This is a genomic window from uncultured Fibrobacter sp. (assembly GCF_937877005.1).
GTDB lineage: Bacteria > Fibrobacterota > Fibrobacteria > Fibrobacterales > Fibrobacteraceae > Fibrobacter.
The window spans coordinates 1-14,448 of record NZ_CALEFV010000041.1; the positions used below are offsets into that span (position 1 = coordinate 1).

Consider the following 14,448-nt stretch of genomic DNA (forward strand, 5'->3'; position numbering starts at 1 on the left):
CTTGCGCATTATCCGCGATACGATTCCGGCGAACGGCTTTGACAACGGCATCCGCGTGCGTCTCACGAAGGACGACGAGTTCGCCATCAAGGACGGCGGTTACGCGATTTTCGAGAACGTGGTGCTGGATTCGCTCAAGGATATCGGCAATGTTTTCCTTCAGGTGAAAAATGCTTCGTCGGGTAAGATCGTGATTCACGACGGCAAGAAGGACGGGACTGCGGTCTTCACATGTGACCTGTCAAATAGATCTCTCATGGATGGCGGCTGGTCTGCGGCGAAATGCTCGGGCGATATGGGCCTGCGCGGCATCAAGGACCTGTACCTGACGGCATCGGGAATTTCCGGCGAAGCAATTCTCGGGAACCTCATCTTTGAGCCGATGCAGATTGTCTGCAACCAAGAACCGTGCGGCGACCCGATTTCCAGTTCCAGCGAGGTTGCTCCGGGAAGTTCCAGCAGCGGAACGACTGCGATTGCCCCGCGCGCTGTCCGCCACGATTTGCAGGTGCCCGCCCGCAAGGCCTACCGCGACCTCAAGGGCCGTCGCTACGATAAGCAAATTCCGTACCAGGTGATGTTCTAAGGGGTGATTTAAGAAAGTCGATTTATCGTTTTTCTTATGTTCGGGCTTTTTTGTGTAAAAATGAACATTTGTGCTGAAGCAATGCGCTTTATTGATGATTTTTACAGAAAATACCTTGCGCACTATTGGTAAATAGTGTATATTTTACTTTGCGTACTATTGAAACGGAGGAGCCTGTGGAAATTCAGAGAAAAGCCTACAATCGCCTAGTGGAATGGAAAAAGGAATCCAACGGGAAGAGCGCCCTGCTGATAGAGGGGGCTCGTCGAATCGGCAAATCCACCGTGGCCGAGCGGTTTGGCGAGCGGGAATACAAGTCGTATATTCTTGTCGATTTCAACAAGGCTTCCAAAAAGGTTCGCGATAACTTCGAGACGAACCTAGACAACCTAGATGTTTTCTTCCAGGTTCTGTCTCTGGAATACAACAAGCCGCTGTTCAAGAGAAAGTCGCTGGTCATCTTTGACGAAATCCAGAAATTCCCGAAGGCGCGGGAATCGATAAAGTACCTTGTGGCGGACGGCCGTTACGATTTCGTCGAGACGGGCTCGCTGATTTCTATCAAGGAGAATGTCGACGACATAACGATTCCTTCCGAAGAAGAAAAGTTGAAGATGTACCCTTGTGATTTCGAGGAATTCGCCAGGGCTTTGGGCGAAGACGTCTTGCTTGAGTATATTGGCAAGTGCTTTGCCGAAAAGAAACCTCTGGAAGACCATTTCCATAAACGAGCGATGCGCCTTTTCAGGGAGTATATGCTGGTGGGCGGCATGCCTCAAAGCATTGTTGCGTATGCAGAGAACAATCGTGACTTTTCAAAGAGTGACAAGGAAAAGCGAAAAATTCTGGACCTCTACCGCGACGATATCAGGAAGGCTTCCAAACGTTATAATTCCAAGGTTTCAGCGATTTTTGAAAATATTCCGGGCTATCTTTCGACCCACGAGAAAAAAATCGTCCTTACCGAGATTGACAAGTCCAATGCGGCAACTTTCTCCAAATATGACGAACCGCTCTTTTGGCTTGACGACTCGATGATTTGCAACCTTTGCTATAAATGCGACGATCCCAACGTCGGCTTTGCCCTGAACAAGAACGAGTCGCTTGTCAAGTGCTATCTGTGCGATACGGGCCTTTTGGTAAGCCTTGCTTTCAGTGAAAATGAAATCGCGTCGAACCAGTTGTACAAGGCAATCATGGACGGAAAACTTTCGCTGAACGAGGGCATGCTCCATGAAAACATGATTGCGCAGATGATACGGGCCAAGGGGCGCAAACTCTTTTTCTATACGGAATACGATGCCGCAAAGCACCGTAACTCTATGGAGATTGACTTCTTGCTTTCTAATGAGAGTAAGGTCAATTTCAAGGTGTTCCCGGTAGAGGTGAAATCCTCGAAGAACTACACCACGACATCGCTCGGCAAGTTCAAGGACAAATTCAAGAAGCGGGTGGGCGAGTCTATTATAATCCACCCGAAACAATTTTCGGTTGAAGGCGGGGTAATGAAGATTCCGTCGTATATGGCCTGGTGCATTTAGTGCAATCTTGCCTTCGGAGGTTCTACCTCGGCTCATAAAGAGCCCCTACAAGATCAGAAATAGCCTACTTTGTACGAAGTAGTTCCGAGCAGGTAAAGAAAAAGGACCAAATTTGGTCCTTACTCACTGTTTTTACTGATGTCGTTGTGTTTTGGGGTTCAACTAATGGTTGTGCAGGTAAAGAAAGAACAAACCGGCGCCAGTTACGCCCAAAACAATCATCGTCAAGACTATTGATTCTATCGTATGAAGCCTTTGCTGAAGATTTTTGACGTTTTGTTCCAAGTCATGGATTTTTTCCGCATCGGTCTTCGGGGGCAAATTCGGGCTTTCTATCATATCGGGCGGTATTGGTAAGCCTAAGCGACGCAGAATAAAGTGGTCAAGAGCATTAGATTCGGTGACAAACGCAAGCCAGATACTGGGGCCAAGAACGGCAATTATAAGACAAATTGTACAAAACCAAGAGTCGCGACTTCGACTAATAAGTGTGGGAAGCATACCTAACAAAAACACAAACAAAGGCACAAGCGCTACGACGGTTCGCTTTATCCATTTGGCTTTGGCGTAATGTTTCATGATTACTCCTTCATTAGGTGTTCTATAGGGCCGTTGATTTTACCTCGTCTCGTAAAGAGCCCCTATAAGATTACTTTCTGAATATACCTTTATTTATGCGGGTTCGCAAGCGGTTTGACGCTGAAAAAATCGTAAAACAGGGTGACTACCTAGATGCAAAGGCGCTTTCCATAAAGGACTGCTCGTTTCGGGAAATCCCGTTCTTTGTTGCAATTTTACACCAATTTGCTTTGACGATTTTTTGCATTTCGGTGATGGTTGTTTTGGGGCGTGCGCTTCTCCGGGTGATATTTCTTCAGGAGTTCGATGTCGTGGAGTTTTTGTCCGAGTTCGTCGTCTGCGGCGACTTTGAGAAGGTCGGTGTCCATGCCGCTTATGGCGTGGAGGACTGCTGCGTAAATGCCGATGGCCACTGCCGCGGAACCTTTTTCCACCGCCCATACCGATGCTCGGCTGACGCCCGCCCTTTCGGCAGCAAGCGCGACAGAAATTTTACGACGCATGCGAGCCAGACGGATTTGCTCTCCCATCTGTTCAAGAATTTTACCTGTTTTCGGTAGTAGAGTTACGCTTTTCTTACCCATAATGTCAATAAATATATATTGTTTTACTTGAATTGTCAATAAATATTGACGGATTGGCCGAATTTGCAGAATGGAGAGGCTGAAATTTGAGTTTTGAACGAGGTTCTACCTTCGCTCATAAAGAGCCCCTATAAGACTGGAGCTACTGTGCCTCGAAAATGGTCGTTCAAGTAAACTTAACGACCGTCTCACTCAGTTTGTCAGTCTTTGATGCAACGAACATAATACTCATTGAAAGATTCGAAATCACTAGTAAATACATTATCGTTGACAAAATGCATAATGTACACAACAGGGACATTATAATCAATTGAGCTATGGATTTCACTTTTGGTAGAACTCCAGAAGCCTGTATACTCCCCCTCGCGGCAGAAGCCAGATCCAGCGTAACGGACTCCACCAGGAAGTGCCGAGAATCCGAAGTCATCCGACCCATTGCCATTATCTTCCCAACCAGTCTTGGATTTAAGTTTCAAGCCCGCTGTCATTCCACCAACTGATTCGATTAAAGTCTCGAATTCCGCTTTACTCGGTAGATGCCACCCACTCGGGCATACTTTTTTTGCAACACTCCAAGAATATAATTGACCATACTCGGAACAATTATGATCTTCGTAGTCATAGCAAGAGCTAGTCTGAGTCTCAAAGTTCAGGTTTTCCGCCATCCAGACTTGCGAGCCGATTTTCACGGTCTTGTACTTTTTTCCGTCACGCCTATCGACCAAGATTCCTTGTGTCGCAGCCAAAACAGAAGCAACCATAAATAAAGATGCCGATATCAAGAGAATAAACTTCATATCTCTAAGATATATTTTTTTTCTGCATATGTTTTCCTTTTTCAGTTTTACCTCGGCTCATAAAGAGCACCTATAAGACCTGCTTTCTGAATATACCTTATTTTATGCAGGATCGCAAGCGGTTTGACGCGAAAAAAATCAGAAAAATTGGATAAAATCCTGGGATTTTGGCCATTTTTTTGTTGTGAAAAAATCAATGGTATTGGATTGTTGGGTGGTTGACGAATGGCTTAAGGGTGTATAAATTTAGAGAGTGGTGTATGGGTAAAGCGAGGAAAAATGAAATTCGGGATTGGCAAGGCTTCTGTCGTAACGACTGCGGCAATACTTACTTTAGCTTGTTCGGCTTTTGCGGCCGATTGGTACGCGAAGGAGACGCGCTGGGCGGGGCATGACCCGGACATCATCCGTTACGAGGACGGCTATGCGCTCGCGACGACGGACAACCACATGCTCATGCAGTTTTCCGAAGACGCGCTGAACTGGAAGAACGGCGAGCCCGCCATGCCAGAATTTTCGAAGTGGCTTTACGACTACGCCCCGAACATGATTGACATCTGGGCGCCGGACATTCATTACATCGGCGGGGAATACCGCATGTACTATTGCGGCTCCGAGATGGGCATCCGCTCGTCGGGCATGGGCTTTATGGCGAGCAAGGAAATCGACCCGACCAAGCCGGATTACGGCTGGACGGACATGGGCGAGGTGATTCACACGGTCAAGAGCGACGCCTACAACGCGATTGACGCGGCGGTGCTGAAGGACTTGAATGGCAAGGTCTGGATGGCGTTCGGTTCGTGGGGCACGGGCATCCACATTCTTGAACTCGACGAGACGACGGGCAAGGTGAAGGACGGCGCGAAGATGATCAACATCGCGAACCGTGGTGGCTCGGGTATCGAGGGCGCAAGCCTCATCGAGCACGACGGTTACTACTACCTGTTTACGGCGTGGGACAACTGCTGCAAGAAGGGCGCAGACCTCGAGAACAATTCCTACAAGACGACGGTGGGGCGCTCCAACCGCATTGACGGCGGGTACGTGGATCGCAGTGGCAAGGCGCTCTTGAATGGCGGCGGCACGATTCTGTTGAGCCGTTACGGGCGCTACTACGGGCCTGCGGGCGGCGAGGCGTTCCAGGACGTGAACCGCCAGCGCTTCGTGAACCATTACTACGACAAGAACGACGGCGGTAACTCTTACATACAAGTTCGCGATATCGTTTATACTGACGACGGCTGGCCGGAGCTGGGGCAGCCCTTCCTCGGGCGTTACCTGAGTGCCGAGGCGGAACATGGCGCCTTGACGCACGTGGATATTTCGAGCAGCTCCGATGCATCGAACGGCGAGTTCTGTGCCTACATCAACTACGAAGACAGCAAGATTCGCCTGCCGATGATTATCCCGCAGGCGGGCGATTACCTGATTCGCTACCGCTACGATAACAACTGGACTGAAGACGGCGCGAACGGAAGTTCGCACTTCGTGAGCATCAACGGCAAGAACCAGGAAGTGCAACTGCCGCTGACGGGCGCGTGGAGCGCGTTCCCCGAGAAGTCGGTGGTGTACATTCCCACGAAACTCAAGCGCGGTTCGAACTTCATCGAGATTACGAAGGGCAAGCACTATGCGGAACTCGACCGCCTAGACTTCCTGCGCATTATCCGCGATACGATTCCGGCGAACGGCTTTGACAACGGCATTCGCGTGCGTTTGACGGACAAGGACGAGTTTGCCATCAAGGACGGCGGCTACGCGATTTTCGAGAACGTGATTACGGATTCCATCGTGGGCCCGGGCGTGCTTGTGCAGGTGAAGAACGGAGCCGGCGGTACGCTTTCGCTGCGTAAGGAAAGCAAGAAAGGCGACGTGATTTCGAAATGCGAACTCCCCTCGGCAGGCGATGCGAGCAAGTGGATTGACGTGCGCTGCAGCAACCTGCCGGAACTCAAGGGCGTACAGGACTTCTACCTGACCGCAGATGGTCTCGGCGGCGAAACGCTTGTAGGCAACATCAAGTTCGACGAAGGCGTGAAGGATACGACGACTGCAATCCGTAAATTCGCGCGTCCGGCCGTATCCCGCGACGATATGCGGCTGCCTGCTCAAAACAAAAAATACCGCGACCTCAAGGGCCGCTCTTTCGACAAGCAAATCCCGTACCGGGTGATGTTCTAATTTCCTATATTTGGCGCATGCTTACCATTAACGGACAGAGTGTCGATGCGGCTGGCAAGACCGTTGCCGAATACCTTGCGGAAGCGGGGTACAATACCGTGCGCATCGCTGTGGAACGGAACGAGGAAATTGTTCCGAAGGCAAAGTATGCCGAGACGGTGCTTGCCGATGGCGATGTCGTCGAGGTTGTGAACTTTGTAGGCGGCGGGTGATGCAATCCGAAATTTCGCAGATGTGCGATTTCCACGTGCCGACTCGCGAAGAAATGCTTGCCGCGCTAGAAAAGCGGCAAGGTGCAGATGCCGTACGCAAGTTGCAGGCTGCCACGGTTGCCGTTTGCGGCTTGGGCGGACTTGGCTCCAACATAGCGATTTCTTTGGCGCGGGCCGGAGTTGGCAAACTGATTCTGGTTGATTTCGATTGCGTCGATGTGACGAACTTGCATCGTCAGCAGTACAAGGCGAACCAGGTAGGAATGCCGAAGCCTGAGGCGTTACTTGCGAACTTGAAAGAGATTGCCCCGTACACGGAATACGAAACTCACTTTGAAAAGGTGACTGCCGAAAATGCAGTCCCGCTCCTGGCCAAGGCCGACGTGGTTTGCGAGGCGTTTGACAATGCCGAGGCGAAGGCGATGCTTGTGAATACGGTGCTCGAAAACATGCCCGAAAAGTACCTGGTCGCGGCTTCTGGAATGGCGGGCTACGATAGCGGAAATTCAATTACGACCCGCAAGGTGACAAAGCGCTTTTATGTTTGCGGTGACGGCAAAAGCGACGTGAATGACGGAATCGGTCTGATAGCTCCGCGGGTGATGCTCTGTGCCGCCCATCAGGCCCTGACCGTTATTCGGTTGATTCTTGGGGCTGTTTTACGACCATGAAAAGTATCGAGGTTGTAGCAGGCATTATTAAGGATGGCGAAAAGGTTTTCGCTACTCAGCGTGGCTATGGGGATCAAAAAGATGGCTGGGAGTTTCCTGGTGGAAAAATTGAGCCCGGTGAAACCCCCGAACAGGCATTGGTCCGCGAATTAAAAGAAGAACTTGCTATTGAAGTGTGTGTAGGTGACTTTGTTTGTACGATAGAACATGATTATCCAAGCTTTCATTTGACAATGCATTGTTATTTCTGTACTGTGGCGGGTGGAACGTCCCCAAAACTTTTGGAGCATGAAGCGGCTTGCTGGCTTGCTCCCGCAGAAATGCATTCTGTAAATTGGCTCCCTGCCGATGTAAAAGTCGTTGCCGCTTTAGAAATTCGTTGAGAAATTCTATATTTCGACCTGCAAAAAAGAAGGCTTTATGGACGACAAACTCGTTATTGGTGGTCACGAATTCAATTCCCGCTTTATTCTAGGTTCCGGCAAGTATTCGCTCAAGTTGATTGAGGCTGCGGTGCGCGATGCGGGCGCAGAGATTGTTACTCTCGCCGTGCGCCGTGCAAACACCAAGGAACACGAAAACATTCTGGATTACATTCCGAAGGGCGTGACGCTGTTGCCGAATACTTCCGGCGCACGCAACGCCGAAGAGGCGGTGCGCATCGCGCGACTTTCCCGCGAACTCGGCTGCGGTGATTTCGTGAAAATCGAAATCATGCGCGACACGAAGTATCTTTTGCCTGACAACTACGAAACCATCAAGGCGACGGAGACCTTGGCGAAAGAAGGTTTCGTCGTGATGCCGTATATGTACCCGGATTTAAACGTGGCGCGCGACCTCGCGAACGCGGGGGCTGCATCTGTGATGCCGCTTGCCGCTCCGATTGGCAGCAACAAGGGACTCTCGACCCGTGAATTCATCCAGATTCTCATCGATGAAATCGACCTCCCGATTATTGTGGATGCGGGCATCGGTAAGCCTTCCGAAGCTTGTGCCGCGATGGAAATGGGCGCTGCCGCGATTATGGCGAATACCGCTCTCGCTACCGCAGGCGATTTGCCGCTTATGGCACAGAGCTTCAAGCTTGCAATCGAAGCGGGTCGCAAGGCCTACTTGGCAGGCCTTGGGCGCGTTCTCACGCGCGGAGCTTCTGCCTCTGATCCGCTTACCGGATTTCTCCGCGACTAAATTTGGGATTTTAAAGAGCGCTTAAAGGCGCTCTTTTTGCAGTGAGGGGAAGACCTGCCCCTTCCTACTGCACATCAATCTGCACTTTGTACATGGCCTTCTTCTGCGTGAGTGAACCGCGCGGGGCTGTTGTCACGGTGACATTCTTCTTGGTGACTCCGGCCTGCTGCTGCAAAGCCTTAAGAAGTTCCTGGTTGCGCCTATCTGCCATGGCAAGGATTTCTTTTTCGAGTGTCTTACGGTCGAGTTCCTTTGCATGGGTGTCTGCGTAGGCAGCGTAAGCGCTGTCCTTGTCCTCGATAGCGGCAATAGCCTTTTCGTCAAGCTCATTGAGTGCTGTCTTGTTCTGCGTTGCCTTGTAGAAGTCGGTCTTCAGTCTAAGAGTCTTGTAGGCGTCCACGGTTTTCTTTAGGTTGAATGTCTGGACAAAGTTCAATTTGAGTTTGTTGTCTTTCTCGAGCGCTTCGACCATTTTTTGTGCCTTGGCAAACTGTTCGCTAGAAAGTGATGTGGCGAGCGGGTCAATGACGATTTCGTCGTTCTTGCCGAGGTCGATGCCAACGGCTCCTGCGCCGGTGGTGGCCACATTACTTACGATTTTTAGCGGAGAAAGGGCTACTTTGATGAGAAGGTTCATCACCGTCTTCCAGACGATTTTCAGGTAGGAAAATTCAGGATCCTTTACGTTGCCTTTCACGGGAACGTCGAACTGGATCTTGTCATCCTTGTCCTTGAGAATGTAGAGACCGACTTTCATCGGGACTGTGAATTCCGGATCGGAGTTCGGATCCTTGTCGCCCACGTCGATGTTGTAGATGTCGATGGTGTTCTTACTTTCGATGTTCCAGCCGCTCATCTTGTTTTCGCTGGCGAATGCCATGGTGCCCGAGCTGATGGGGTAGCCGGTGTAATGGTGGCTATAAGGCGAGAAGTGCTTGAGGGCGAGGTTCTTTACGCTGATGTAGGCGTCCATCGTGGAAATGTCAGACAGGGTTCCTTTGTACTTGAGCGAAAGCGTGCCGCCCTCGGGGAAGGCTGCCGATACATTGATGGCACACGGCGAGTTAAAGTTGATGTTGCTTCCGTTGACGGAGATGGCGCTGACCTTGTAGTTGAAGGGCTGTTTGGGCGTGTGGTCGGTGGCGCTTACGGTTGTGTTTCCAACCTGAAGCTTATCGACTACGAATTTGAGAGGCTTGGATTCTTTTTGTGTTTTAGGTTCTTCGGCGACCTTGGCTGTGTCCGCAGCTTCGGTCTTTGCGGGCTTGGTTAGAGGTTCTATCAGAGCGTCTATGTTCGTCTTTCCATTCTTGAAAAGGTCGACATGTGCAGATGCGCCGTCCACGATGACGGAATCGACGCGAAAATCCATTTCGTTCAGGTTCGCCTTGGCAATGCCGACTCCGACATGGTTGAGGCTGATGACCTTGTCGCTATTCTCGGTGAGCTTGATGCCGTCAAGGGCGACGGTTCCGCTCGCGTTAGAAGAGAGAATGTCGTTCACATTGCCGGCAACATTCAGGTTGGCGCCGAGGAAACCTTCGAAATCTTTGTAGCTGATATAGTCGTTCAGGTAGGGCTTTGCAAGAGAGAGAGCTAGCTTGTTGAGTGTCACATTTACGCCGAAATCCTGCGTCTTCATGTTGAACTGCACTTTCACGCCGAGATCGCCACCGTTTGCGAACTTGAGATTTACGCCAATGTCGGTGTTCTTGTTGCTGAAGTGCACGGCGGGAATGGCGACGGAAAAGTCCTGCAGGTGAATTTTGGAACCGATTTTTTGGTCTTCGTAAATGATGTTGCCTTTTTCAAGCGCAATGTTCTCGATAGAAACGCTGAAACCGCCCAGGGATTCGGATGGATCGAGATTTAGAGCCTGTGTGGAATCGGCGACGGTGGAGTCTGCCTTGACTTCTTCGGCGACGGTTGTGTCGGCGGTGGAGTCCGCTGTGAACTTGTCCAGGATGTCGCTGAAGTTGAATGTGTCGCCTTTCTGCGTGACGCGGGTATAGAGCCCTTTCAGGAAGATCTCGCTCACGCTGATATCCTTGGAGATAAGCCGAGTCGGGTTCAGGTTGATGCGGAATTTTTCGAAGGCGACAAAAGGTGTCGTTCCGTCACTTTCGTAGATGGCGAAGTCGTCGACGGTGACGGTAAAGCTTAGGGGACTGAAGCTTACGTTTTCGATTTTCATCTTGCGGCCGATGAGTTCTTCGGAGTGGTCGACCACATAGTTCTTGGCGATGCCGGGAGCGACTTTGAGTGCTACGATGACGAGGATGCAGAGAGCTGCGAGAATGATAAGGGCGATGTAACGTTTCTTCATGCCTAAAAAATAGAATTCTTGCTTTGCCGATGTATGTTAATTTTTTTTACAACACCTTTTTCTATCTTTATACATGTAATGGAAAATTTCCCCTTGAACAATGAATGCCTGAATGTCCTGATTCTGGCCGCTGGACTCGGGACGCGGCTGCGCCCGCTTACAAATGATGTGCCGAAACCGCTCGTGCCAGTGGTAGATGCTTCAATTCTCGATTTACAGGCCCAAAAGGCCCGCACAATTGGTAACATTCGTTTACATGCAAACGCGCACTATCTGGCGGACCAGGTGGTGGCTGCGGGAAAAACTCTCGGATTCGAAAAAGTTTGGGTGGAGCTGCCCGAAATTCTTGGAACGGCGGGTCCGCTCAAGCGCATTTATAACGAGGGTTACCGCGGCGGCCTCTTGATTATGAATGGGGACGCCTATTGCAATTTTGACTTGAAGGCATTTGTAGAAAATGCTCAAATGTTGGCTTCTCAGCCGGATGGTCCGCAGGTGGCCTTGCTCGCGGTCGATTTTCCGAAGGTAAATACGTTCCGCGTGGGGGCGGACGGTCGCTTGGCGGGCATTGCCGGGAGGTTCGGCGCTACAGAAGGTGCGCCCGCGACGTTTTCCGGCGTTTCTTGGTATAGCGACGAGGCTCTTTCGCGAATCCGCGACGGGGAATTCGATATCCGCGAATTCTGGAAGCAAGAAATCGCTGCGGGGCGCGCACCGTTCGTGGATATGACGCAGCTTCATGCGACCTGGATCGATATGGGCTCGCCCGAGGGCTTGATGAGTGCGGTGGAGGCCCGCCTTAAGGAACTTGGCCGCGACGTGAATGAAGCTGTCGTTGAACCGGGCGTAGAACTGCCCGCAGGTGTGAAAATCCGTCATTCCGTGATTTATGCCGGTGCAGAATTTGAACCCGGTGAAATTGTCGAAAATGAAATCCGTGGTCGCGGTTTTAAGTGGAAAATTAATTGAGGTGTCATCCTGAGCGGAGGGCGCAGCCCGAAGTCGAAGGATCCAGGATTTAAAATGAGAAAATTCAGAGTTGTACTTGTTGAACCGGAACATCCGCACAATGTGGGCTTCGTGGCCCGCGCCATGCACTGCTACGCCCTCGATGAACTTTATATCGTCTACCCGAGGCGTGACAAGGTGATTGAAAATTCTTACCACACAGCACCGAACAGCCACGAGGTCCTGGACAAGGCGACCATCGTGCACAAGTTCGAAGATGCCATCGGTGATTGCGCCTGTGCCGTCGCGTTTAGCCGCCGCATTTACGGGTCTGCCATCAAGCACACGATGATGCCCGGGCTTTCGGAATTGTTGCCCGAGAATGGCACGATTGCGTTGGTGTTTGGCCGCGAATCTTGCGGCCTCGAAACTGAGGAAGTGAACGCCTGCACGTACCAGTGCGAAATCCCGGTGCCGGGACTTATGAGCCTCAACTTGGCGCAGGCGGTGACGGTGGGACTTTACGAACTTTGCCGCAGCGGAGCGCTTGCGAACGGCGAAGGTCGTGCAAAGCGCGGAAGCAAGGGTGCCTGCGAAACGGCGCCGGCGACCATTGACCAAATCGATAGCTTCAAGAAGTTCTTGGACCGCTATCTGACTGGCCAGTATCACGACCAGTCGTGGCGCGATAACTTCCTCAATACGCTCTTGCAGCGCCTGCACCCGACCCGCAACGAACTTTCGGCTTTGTTCGGCCTTATCCGAAACCTTGCAAAAAAGCCCGCCCGTTTGGAACAGGCCGCCGACAAGGCCGCTAAGGCTGCGGAGGCTGCCGAAGCGGCAACAGACAAATAAAAGTCGTAAACACTGTTTCGGTGTCATTGCGCAAGCGCATGACGGCGTCGGTTTTGCAAAGTATATGCAAGCATTTGCTTTGATAACCTAGCAACGTCATTGCGAGGAGCGTAGCGACGAAGCAATCTATAGATAAATATGGAAATAGAGTACAACATCGCAGGTAGAATTTTGGCCAAGGATGGCACGCGCGTCATAACGCTTGCCGAAATCCTTGCGTCGCCCTTGGTGGTGAAAGGCACCGCTGGTGTCGAAACTTCGGAAGCCGCGGGCGCAGCGACGAATGCCGCTGACCTCACTGAAGACATGCTAGCCGCATACTGCAAGTCTGTTTCCGCGCAGAATTCCTGCAAGGTCTACCTGTGGAAAGACCGTGAAGAATACGGCAATGCGAACGTGTTCAATGGCGGCTCCGATTACGAAGTCGTGAACGAAATCTGCTTCCTGTGCATCTACGATTGTGGAAACGAAGTGGCCCGTGAAACCACGGACCACTGGAACGAAAAAATTGACGCTGTTATTTGATTAGGTTACCCAGCCCAGTGCTTCAATTGCGAAAGGTGTGAATCGAAGAACTTGCGCCTTTCCGCCATCTGGTACAAAATCAAGAAACAGGTTGTTGCGTTGTGTAAAAACTACTTCTGATGATCCTGTTTATTTCGCCTGATGGCTTATGCTTGAAATAGACTGTTTAAAAAACTATATATATTTGAATCATGGCATCACAGACGATTAAGATTCAGTATCTCGACGATTCCATCCCTAAACTTACCTATGTTGGCGGCAAGTCCGACTGGATTGACCTTGCGGCGGCGGAGACCGTGACGCTCAAGGCGGGGGAGTTCAGGCTCATCCACCTGGGGGTCGCGATGAAGTTGCCCGAGGGTTACGAGGCGCATATCGCCCCGCGCAGTTCTACGTTCAAGAACTTCGGCATTCTGCAGGCGAATTCCGTGGGCGTGGTGGATTCCAGCTACTGCGGTGCAAACGACTGGTGGAAAATGCCCGTGTATGCCACCCGTGACGTGACCATCGAGAAGGGGAGCCGCATCGCTCAGTTCCGCATCATGGAACAGCAGCCCACGCTCACCTTCGAGGAAGGCCCGCTGGACGGCGCCGACCGCGGCGGGTTTGGCAGCACAGGAATTTGATAAATGAAAATAAACAATTTCATACCTTTGTTACTTGCAGGCATGAAATTAATGACCGCTTGCACAGACTCATCCTCCAGTTTCGATGCATCTGAAGTATGTCCAGAAAGCGGGCGTGGAACATTCCAAGATGTTCGAGATGGTCAAGTGTATAAATACATCACCATTGGCGATAGAGTGTGGATGGACCAAAACCTGAATTACCCAGCGGAAACTAGCACTTGCTATGATGAACAGCAAAGCAATTGCGACATCTATGGAAGGCTGTATTCTGTACAGTATATGAACACCAAGCAAAAAAACTTCGGAACTTTTAACCTAGATATCATTGATTCCATTTGTCCCCATGGATGGCGTGTCCCCACCTTGGCTGAATGGAATGAAATCGTGGACAGGGTGGATGGAATAAGCCACTTCAAAAACAATGAATGTATGGACGTATCACTTTATAGTGGGTATGCAACTTTTTACAACAACCTATCTACAGGCGATCCAGACCCACTTTTTTATGAGGATTTGGGAGAAGGCTTTCGAATGTGGGTGACAAGCACATACACTGAACATGGAAGGATGAAAATTTTTTCACCAGATTTTGAGGATAGAGTTAACGGCCTTTTAGTAGACAAGCCCAAAGGTTATTATTCTCTTCGCTGTATAAAAAAAGAAGATTGGGAGTTGTAACGCTGGGGGTTTTAGGGGGCAGAACCCCACCTTGGTGGCCATGCGCACTAAGCAACAAGTTGCTAAGTGCTGTCCGCCCGCATCAACGTGCGGGAAGACAGAGGACGAAGCCCGGCATGACAAATAAGAATGTGCGGCATAACAAGCG

15 protein-coding genes and 1 pseudogene are annotated in these 14,448 nt (G+C 50.8%); 12 read left to right on the forward strand and 4 right to left on the reverse strand.

The genetic code is table 11. From position 1 onward, the window contains the following. Positions 1 to 586 (forward strand): annotated as a pseudogene (locus tag Q0628_RS02150) (hypothetical protein); the annotation flags it as partial. A 176-nt stretch (positions 587 to 762) separates the two neighbouring features. Further along, the gene (locus Q0628_RS02155) at positions 763 to 2,127 is read left to right on the forward strand and encodes an AAA family ATPase (protein WP_298767930.1); all 1,365 of its coding nucleotides are present in this window, start codon (positions 763 to 765) and stop codon (positions 2,125 to 2,127) included. 162 nt (positions 2,128 to 2,289) lie between these two features. On the opposite strand, the gene Q0628_RS02160 is transcribed toward Q0628_RS02155, so the two are convergent. The 3 genes from Q0628_RS02160 to Q0628_RS02170 form a co-directional block, all read right to left on the reverse strand. Further along, positions 2,290 to 2,706 (reverse strand): hypothetical protein, encoded by a 417-nt coding sequence (locus Q0628_RS02160; protein ID WP_298767931.1) that lies wholly within the window; start codon positions 2,704 to 2,706, stop codon positions 2,290 to 2,292. 215 nt (positions 2,707 to 2,921) lie between these two features. Beyond that, positions 2,922 to 3,290 carry a helix-turn-helix domain-containing protein gene (locus Q0628_RS02165; protein ID WP_298767932.1) on the reverse strand — a complete coding sequence of 123 codons (369 nt, stop codon included), beginning with the start codon at positions 3,288 to 3,290 and terminating at the stop codon, positions 2,922 to 2,924. 200 nt (positions 3,291 to 3,490) lie between these two features. Then, positions 3,491 to 4,087 (reverse strand): fibrobacter succinogenes major paralogous domain-containing protein, encoded by a 597-nt coding sequence (locus Q0628_RS02170; RefSeq protein WP_298767933.1) that lies wholly within the window; start codon positions 4,085 to 4,087, stop codon positions 3,491 to 3,493. 279 nt (positions 4,088 to 4,366) lie between these two features. On the opposite strand from Q0628_RS02170, the gene Q0628_RS02175 reads away from it, so the two are divergent. From Q0628_RS02175 to Q0628_RS02195, 5 genes are read left to right on the forward strand one after another with little or no spacing between them, the layout of a single operon-like run. Continuing rightward, positions 4,367 to 6,268, forward strand: a complete 1,902-nt coding sequence (locus tag Q0628_RS02175) for a family 43 glycosylhydrolase (RefSeq protein ID WP_298767934.1) — start codon at positions 4,367 to 4,369, stop codon at positions 6,266 to 6,268. A 17-nt stretch (positions 6,269 to 6,285) separates the two neighbouring features. Then, the gene (gene thiS / locus Q0628_RS02180) at positions 6,286 to 6,480 is read left to right on the forward strand and encodes a sulfur carrier protein ThiS (RefSeq protein WP_072978161.1); all 195 of its coding nucleotides are present in this window, start codon (positions 6,286 to 6,288) and stop codon (positions 6,478 to 6,480) included. Then, positions 6,480 to 7,151: a thiamine biosynthesis protein ThiF gene (gene thiF, locus Q0628_RS02185; protein ID WP_298767935.1), complete on the forward strand. Its 672-nt coding sequence runs from the start codon at positions 6,480 to 6,482 to the stop codon at positions 7,149 to 7,151. Before thiS ends, thiF begins: the two co-directional genes overlap by 1 nt. Next, on the forward strand, positions 7,148 to 7,534 hold the full coding sequence (locus Q0628_RS02190; RefSeq protein ID WP_298767936.1) for a (deoxy)nucleoside triphosphate pyrophosphohydrolase: 387 nt from the start codon (positions 7,148 to 7,150) through the stop codon (positions 7,532 to 7,534). Before thiF ends, Q0628_RS02190 begins: the two co-directional genes overlap by 4 nt. Before the next feature lie 37 nt (positions 7,535 to 7,571). Then, positions 7,572 to 8,339, forward strand: a complete 768-nt coding sequence (locus tag Q0628_RS02195) for a thiazole synthase (RefSeq protein WP_298767937.1) — start codon at positions 7,572 to 7,574, stop codon at positions 8,337 to 8,339. Between the two features lie 64 nt (positions 8,340 to 8,403). On the opposite strand, the gene Q0628_RS02200 is transcribed toward Q0628_RS02195, so the two are convergent. Next, positions 8,404 to 10,665 carry a DUF748 domain-containing protein gene (locus Q0628_RS02200; RefSeq protein ID WP_298767938.1) on the reverse strand — a complete coding sequence of 754 codons (2,262 nt, stop codon included), beginning with the start codon at positions 10,663 to 10,665 and terminating at the stop codon, positions 8,404 to 8,406. Positions 10,666 to 10,743: 78 nt separating this feature from the next. Here Q0628_RS02200 and Q0628_RS02205 point away from each other — a divergent pair, with 78 nt between their 5' ends. From Q0628_RS02205 to Q0628_RS02225, 5 genes are all read left to right on the forward strand, one after another. Further along, positions 10,744 to 11,634 (forward strand): sugar phosphate nucleotidyltransferase, encoded by an 891-nt coding sequence (locus Q0628_RS02205; RefSeq protein WP_298767939.1) that lies wholly within the window; start codon positions 10,744 to 10,746, stop codon positions 11,632 to 11,634. Between the two features lie 54 nt (positions 11,635 to 11,688). Continuing rightward, entirely contained in the window at positions 11,689 to 12,468 is a 780-nt protein-coding gene (locus tag Q0628_RS02210; protein WP_298767940.1) for an RNA methyltransferase, read from the forward strand. Between the two features lie 138 nt (positions 12,469 to 12,606). Further along, positions 12,607 to 12,993: a hypothetical protein gene (locus Q0628_RS02215; RefSeq protein ID WP_298767941.1), complete on the forward strand. Its 387-nt coding sequence runs from the start codon at positions 12,607 to 12,609 to the stop codon at positions 12,991 to 12,993. Between the two features lie 191 nt (positions 12,994 to 13,184). Continuing rightward, entirely contained in the window at positions 13,185 to 13,619 is a 435-nt protein-coding gene (locus tag Q0628_RS02220; protein WP_298767942.1) for a deoxyuridine 5'-triphosphate nucleotidohydrolase, read from the forward strand. A gap of 3 nt (positions 13,620 to 13,622) precedes the next feature. Further along, positions 13,623 to 14,300, forward strand: coding sequence for an FISUMP domain-containing protein (locus Q0628_RS02225; protein ID WP_298767943.1), 678 nt, complete (start codon positions 13,623 to 13,625; stop codon positions 14,298 to 14,300). The last annotated feature ends 148 nt before the right edge of the window (positions 14,301 to 14,448 follow it).

Bases quoted from the DNA above. Each gene is read 5' to 3' on its own strand.
- Q0628_RS02160 (WP_298767931.1), bottom strand. From the start codon at position 2,706: ATGAAACATTACGCCAAAGCCAAATGGATAAAGCGAACCGTCGTAGCG.
- Q0628_RS02165 (WP_298767932.1), bottom strand. From the start codon at position 3,290: ATGGGTAAGAAAAGCGTAACTCTACTACCGAAAACAGGTAAAATTCTT.
- Q0628_RS02170 (WP_298767933.1), bottom strand. From the start codon at position 4,087: ATGAAGTTTATTCTCTTGATATCGGCATCTTTATTTATGGTTGCTTCT.
- Q0628_RS02175 (WP_298767934.1), top strand. From the start codon at position 4,367: ATGAAATTCGGGATTGGCAAGGCTTCTGTCGTAACGACTGCGGCAATA.
- thiS (WP_072978161.1), top strand. From the start codon at position 6,286: ATGCTTACCATTAACGGACAGAGTGTCGATGCGGCTGGCAAGACCGTT.
- thiF (WP_298767935.1), top strand. From the start codon at position 6,480: ATGCAATCCGAAATTTCGCAGATGTGCGATTTCCACGTGCCGACTCGC.
- Q0628_RS02190 (WP_298767936.1), top strand. From the start codon at position 7,148: ATGAAAAGTATCGAGGTTGTAGCAGGCATTATTAAGGATGGCGAAAAG.
- Q0628_RS02195 (WP_298767937.1), top strand. From the start codon at position 7,572: ATGGACGACAAACTCGTTATTGGTGGTCACGAATTCAATTCCCGCTTT.
- Q0628_RS02200 (WP_298767938.1), bottom strand. From the start codon at position 10,665: ATGAAGAAACGTTACATCGCCCTTATCATTCTCGCAGCTCTCTGCATC.
- Q0628_RS02205 (WP_298767939.1), top strand. From the start codon at position 10,744: ATGGAAAATTTCCCCTTGAACAATGAATGCCTGAATGTCCTGATTCTG.
- Q0628_RS02210 (WP_298767940.1), top strand. From the start codon at position 11,689: ATGAGAAAATTCAGAGTTGTACTTGTTGAACCGGAACATCCGCACAAT.
- Q0628_RS02215 (WP_298767941.1), top strand. From the start codon at position 12,607: ATGGAAATAGAGTACAACATCGCAGGTAGAATTTTGGCCAAGGATGGC.
- Q0628_RS02220 (WP_298767942.1), top strand. From the start codon at position 13,185: ATGGCATCACAGACGATTAAGATTCAGTATCTCGACGATTCCATCCCT.
- Q0628_RS02225 (WP_298767943.1), top strand. From the start codon at position 13,623: ATGAAAATAAACAATTTCATACCTTTGTTACTTGCAGGCATGAAATTA.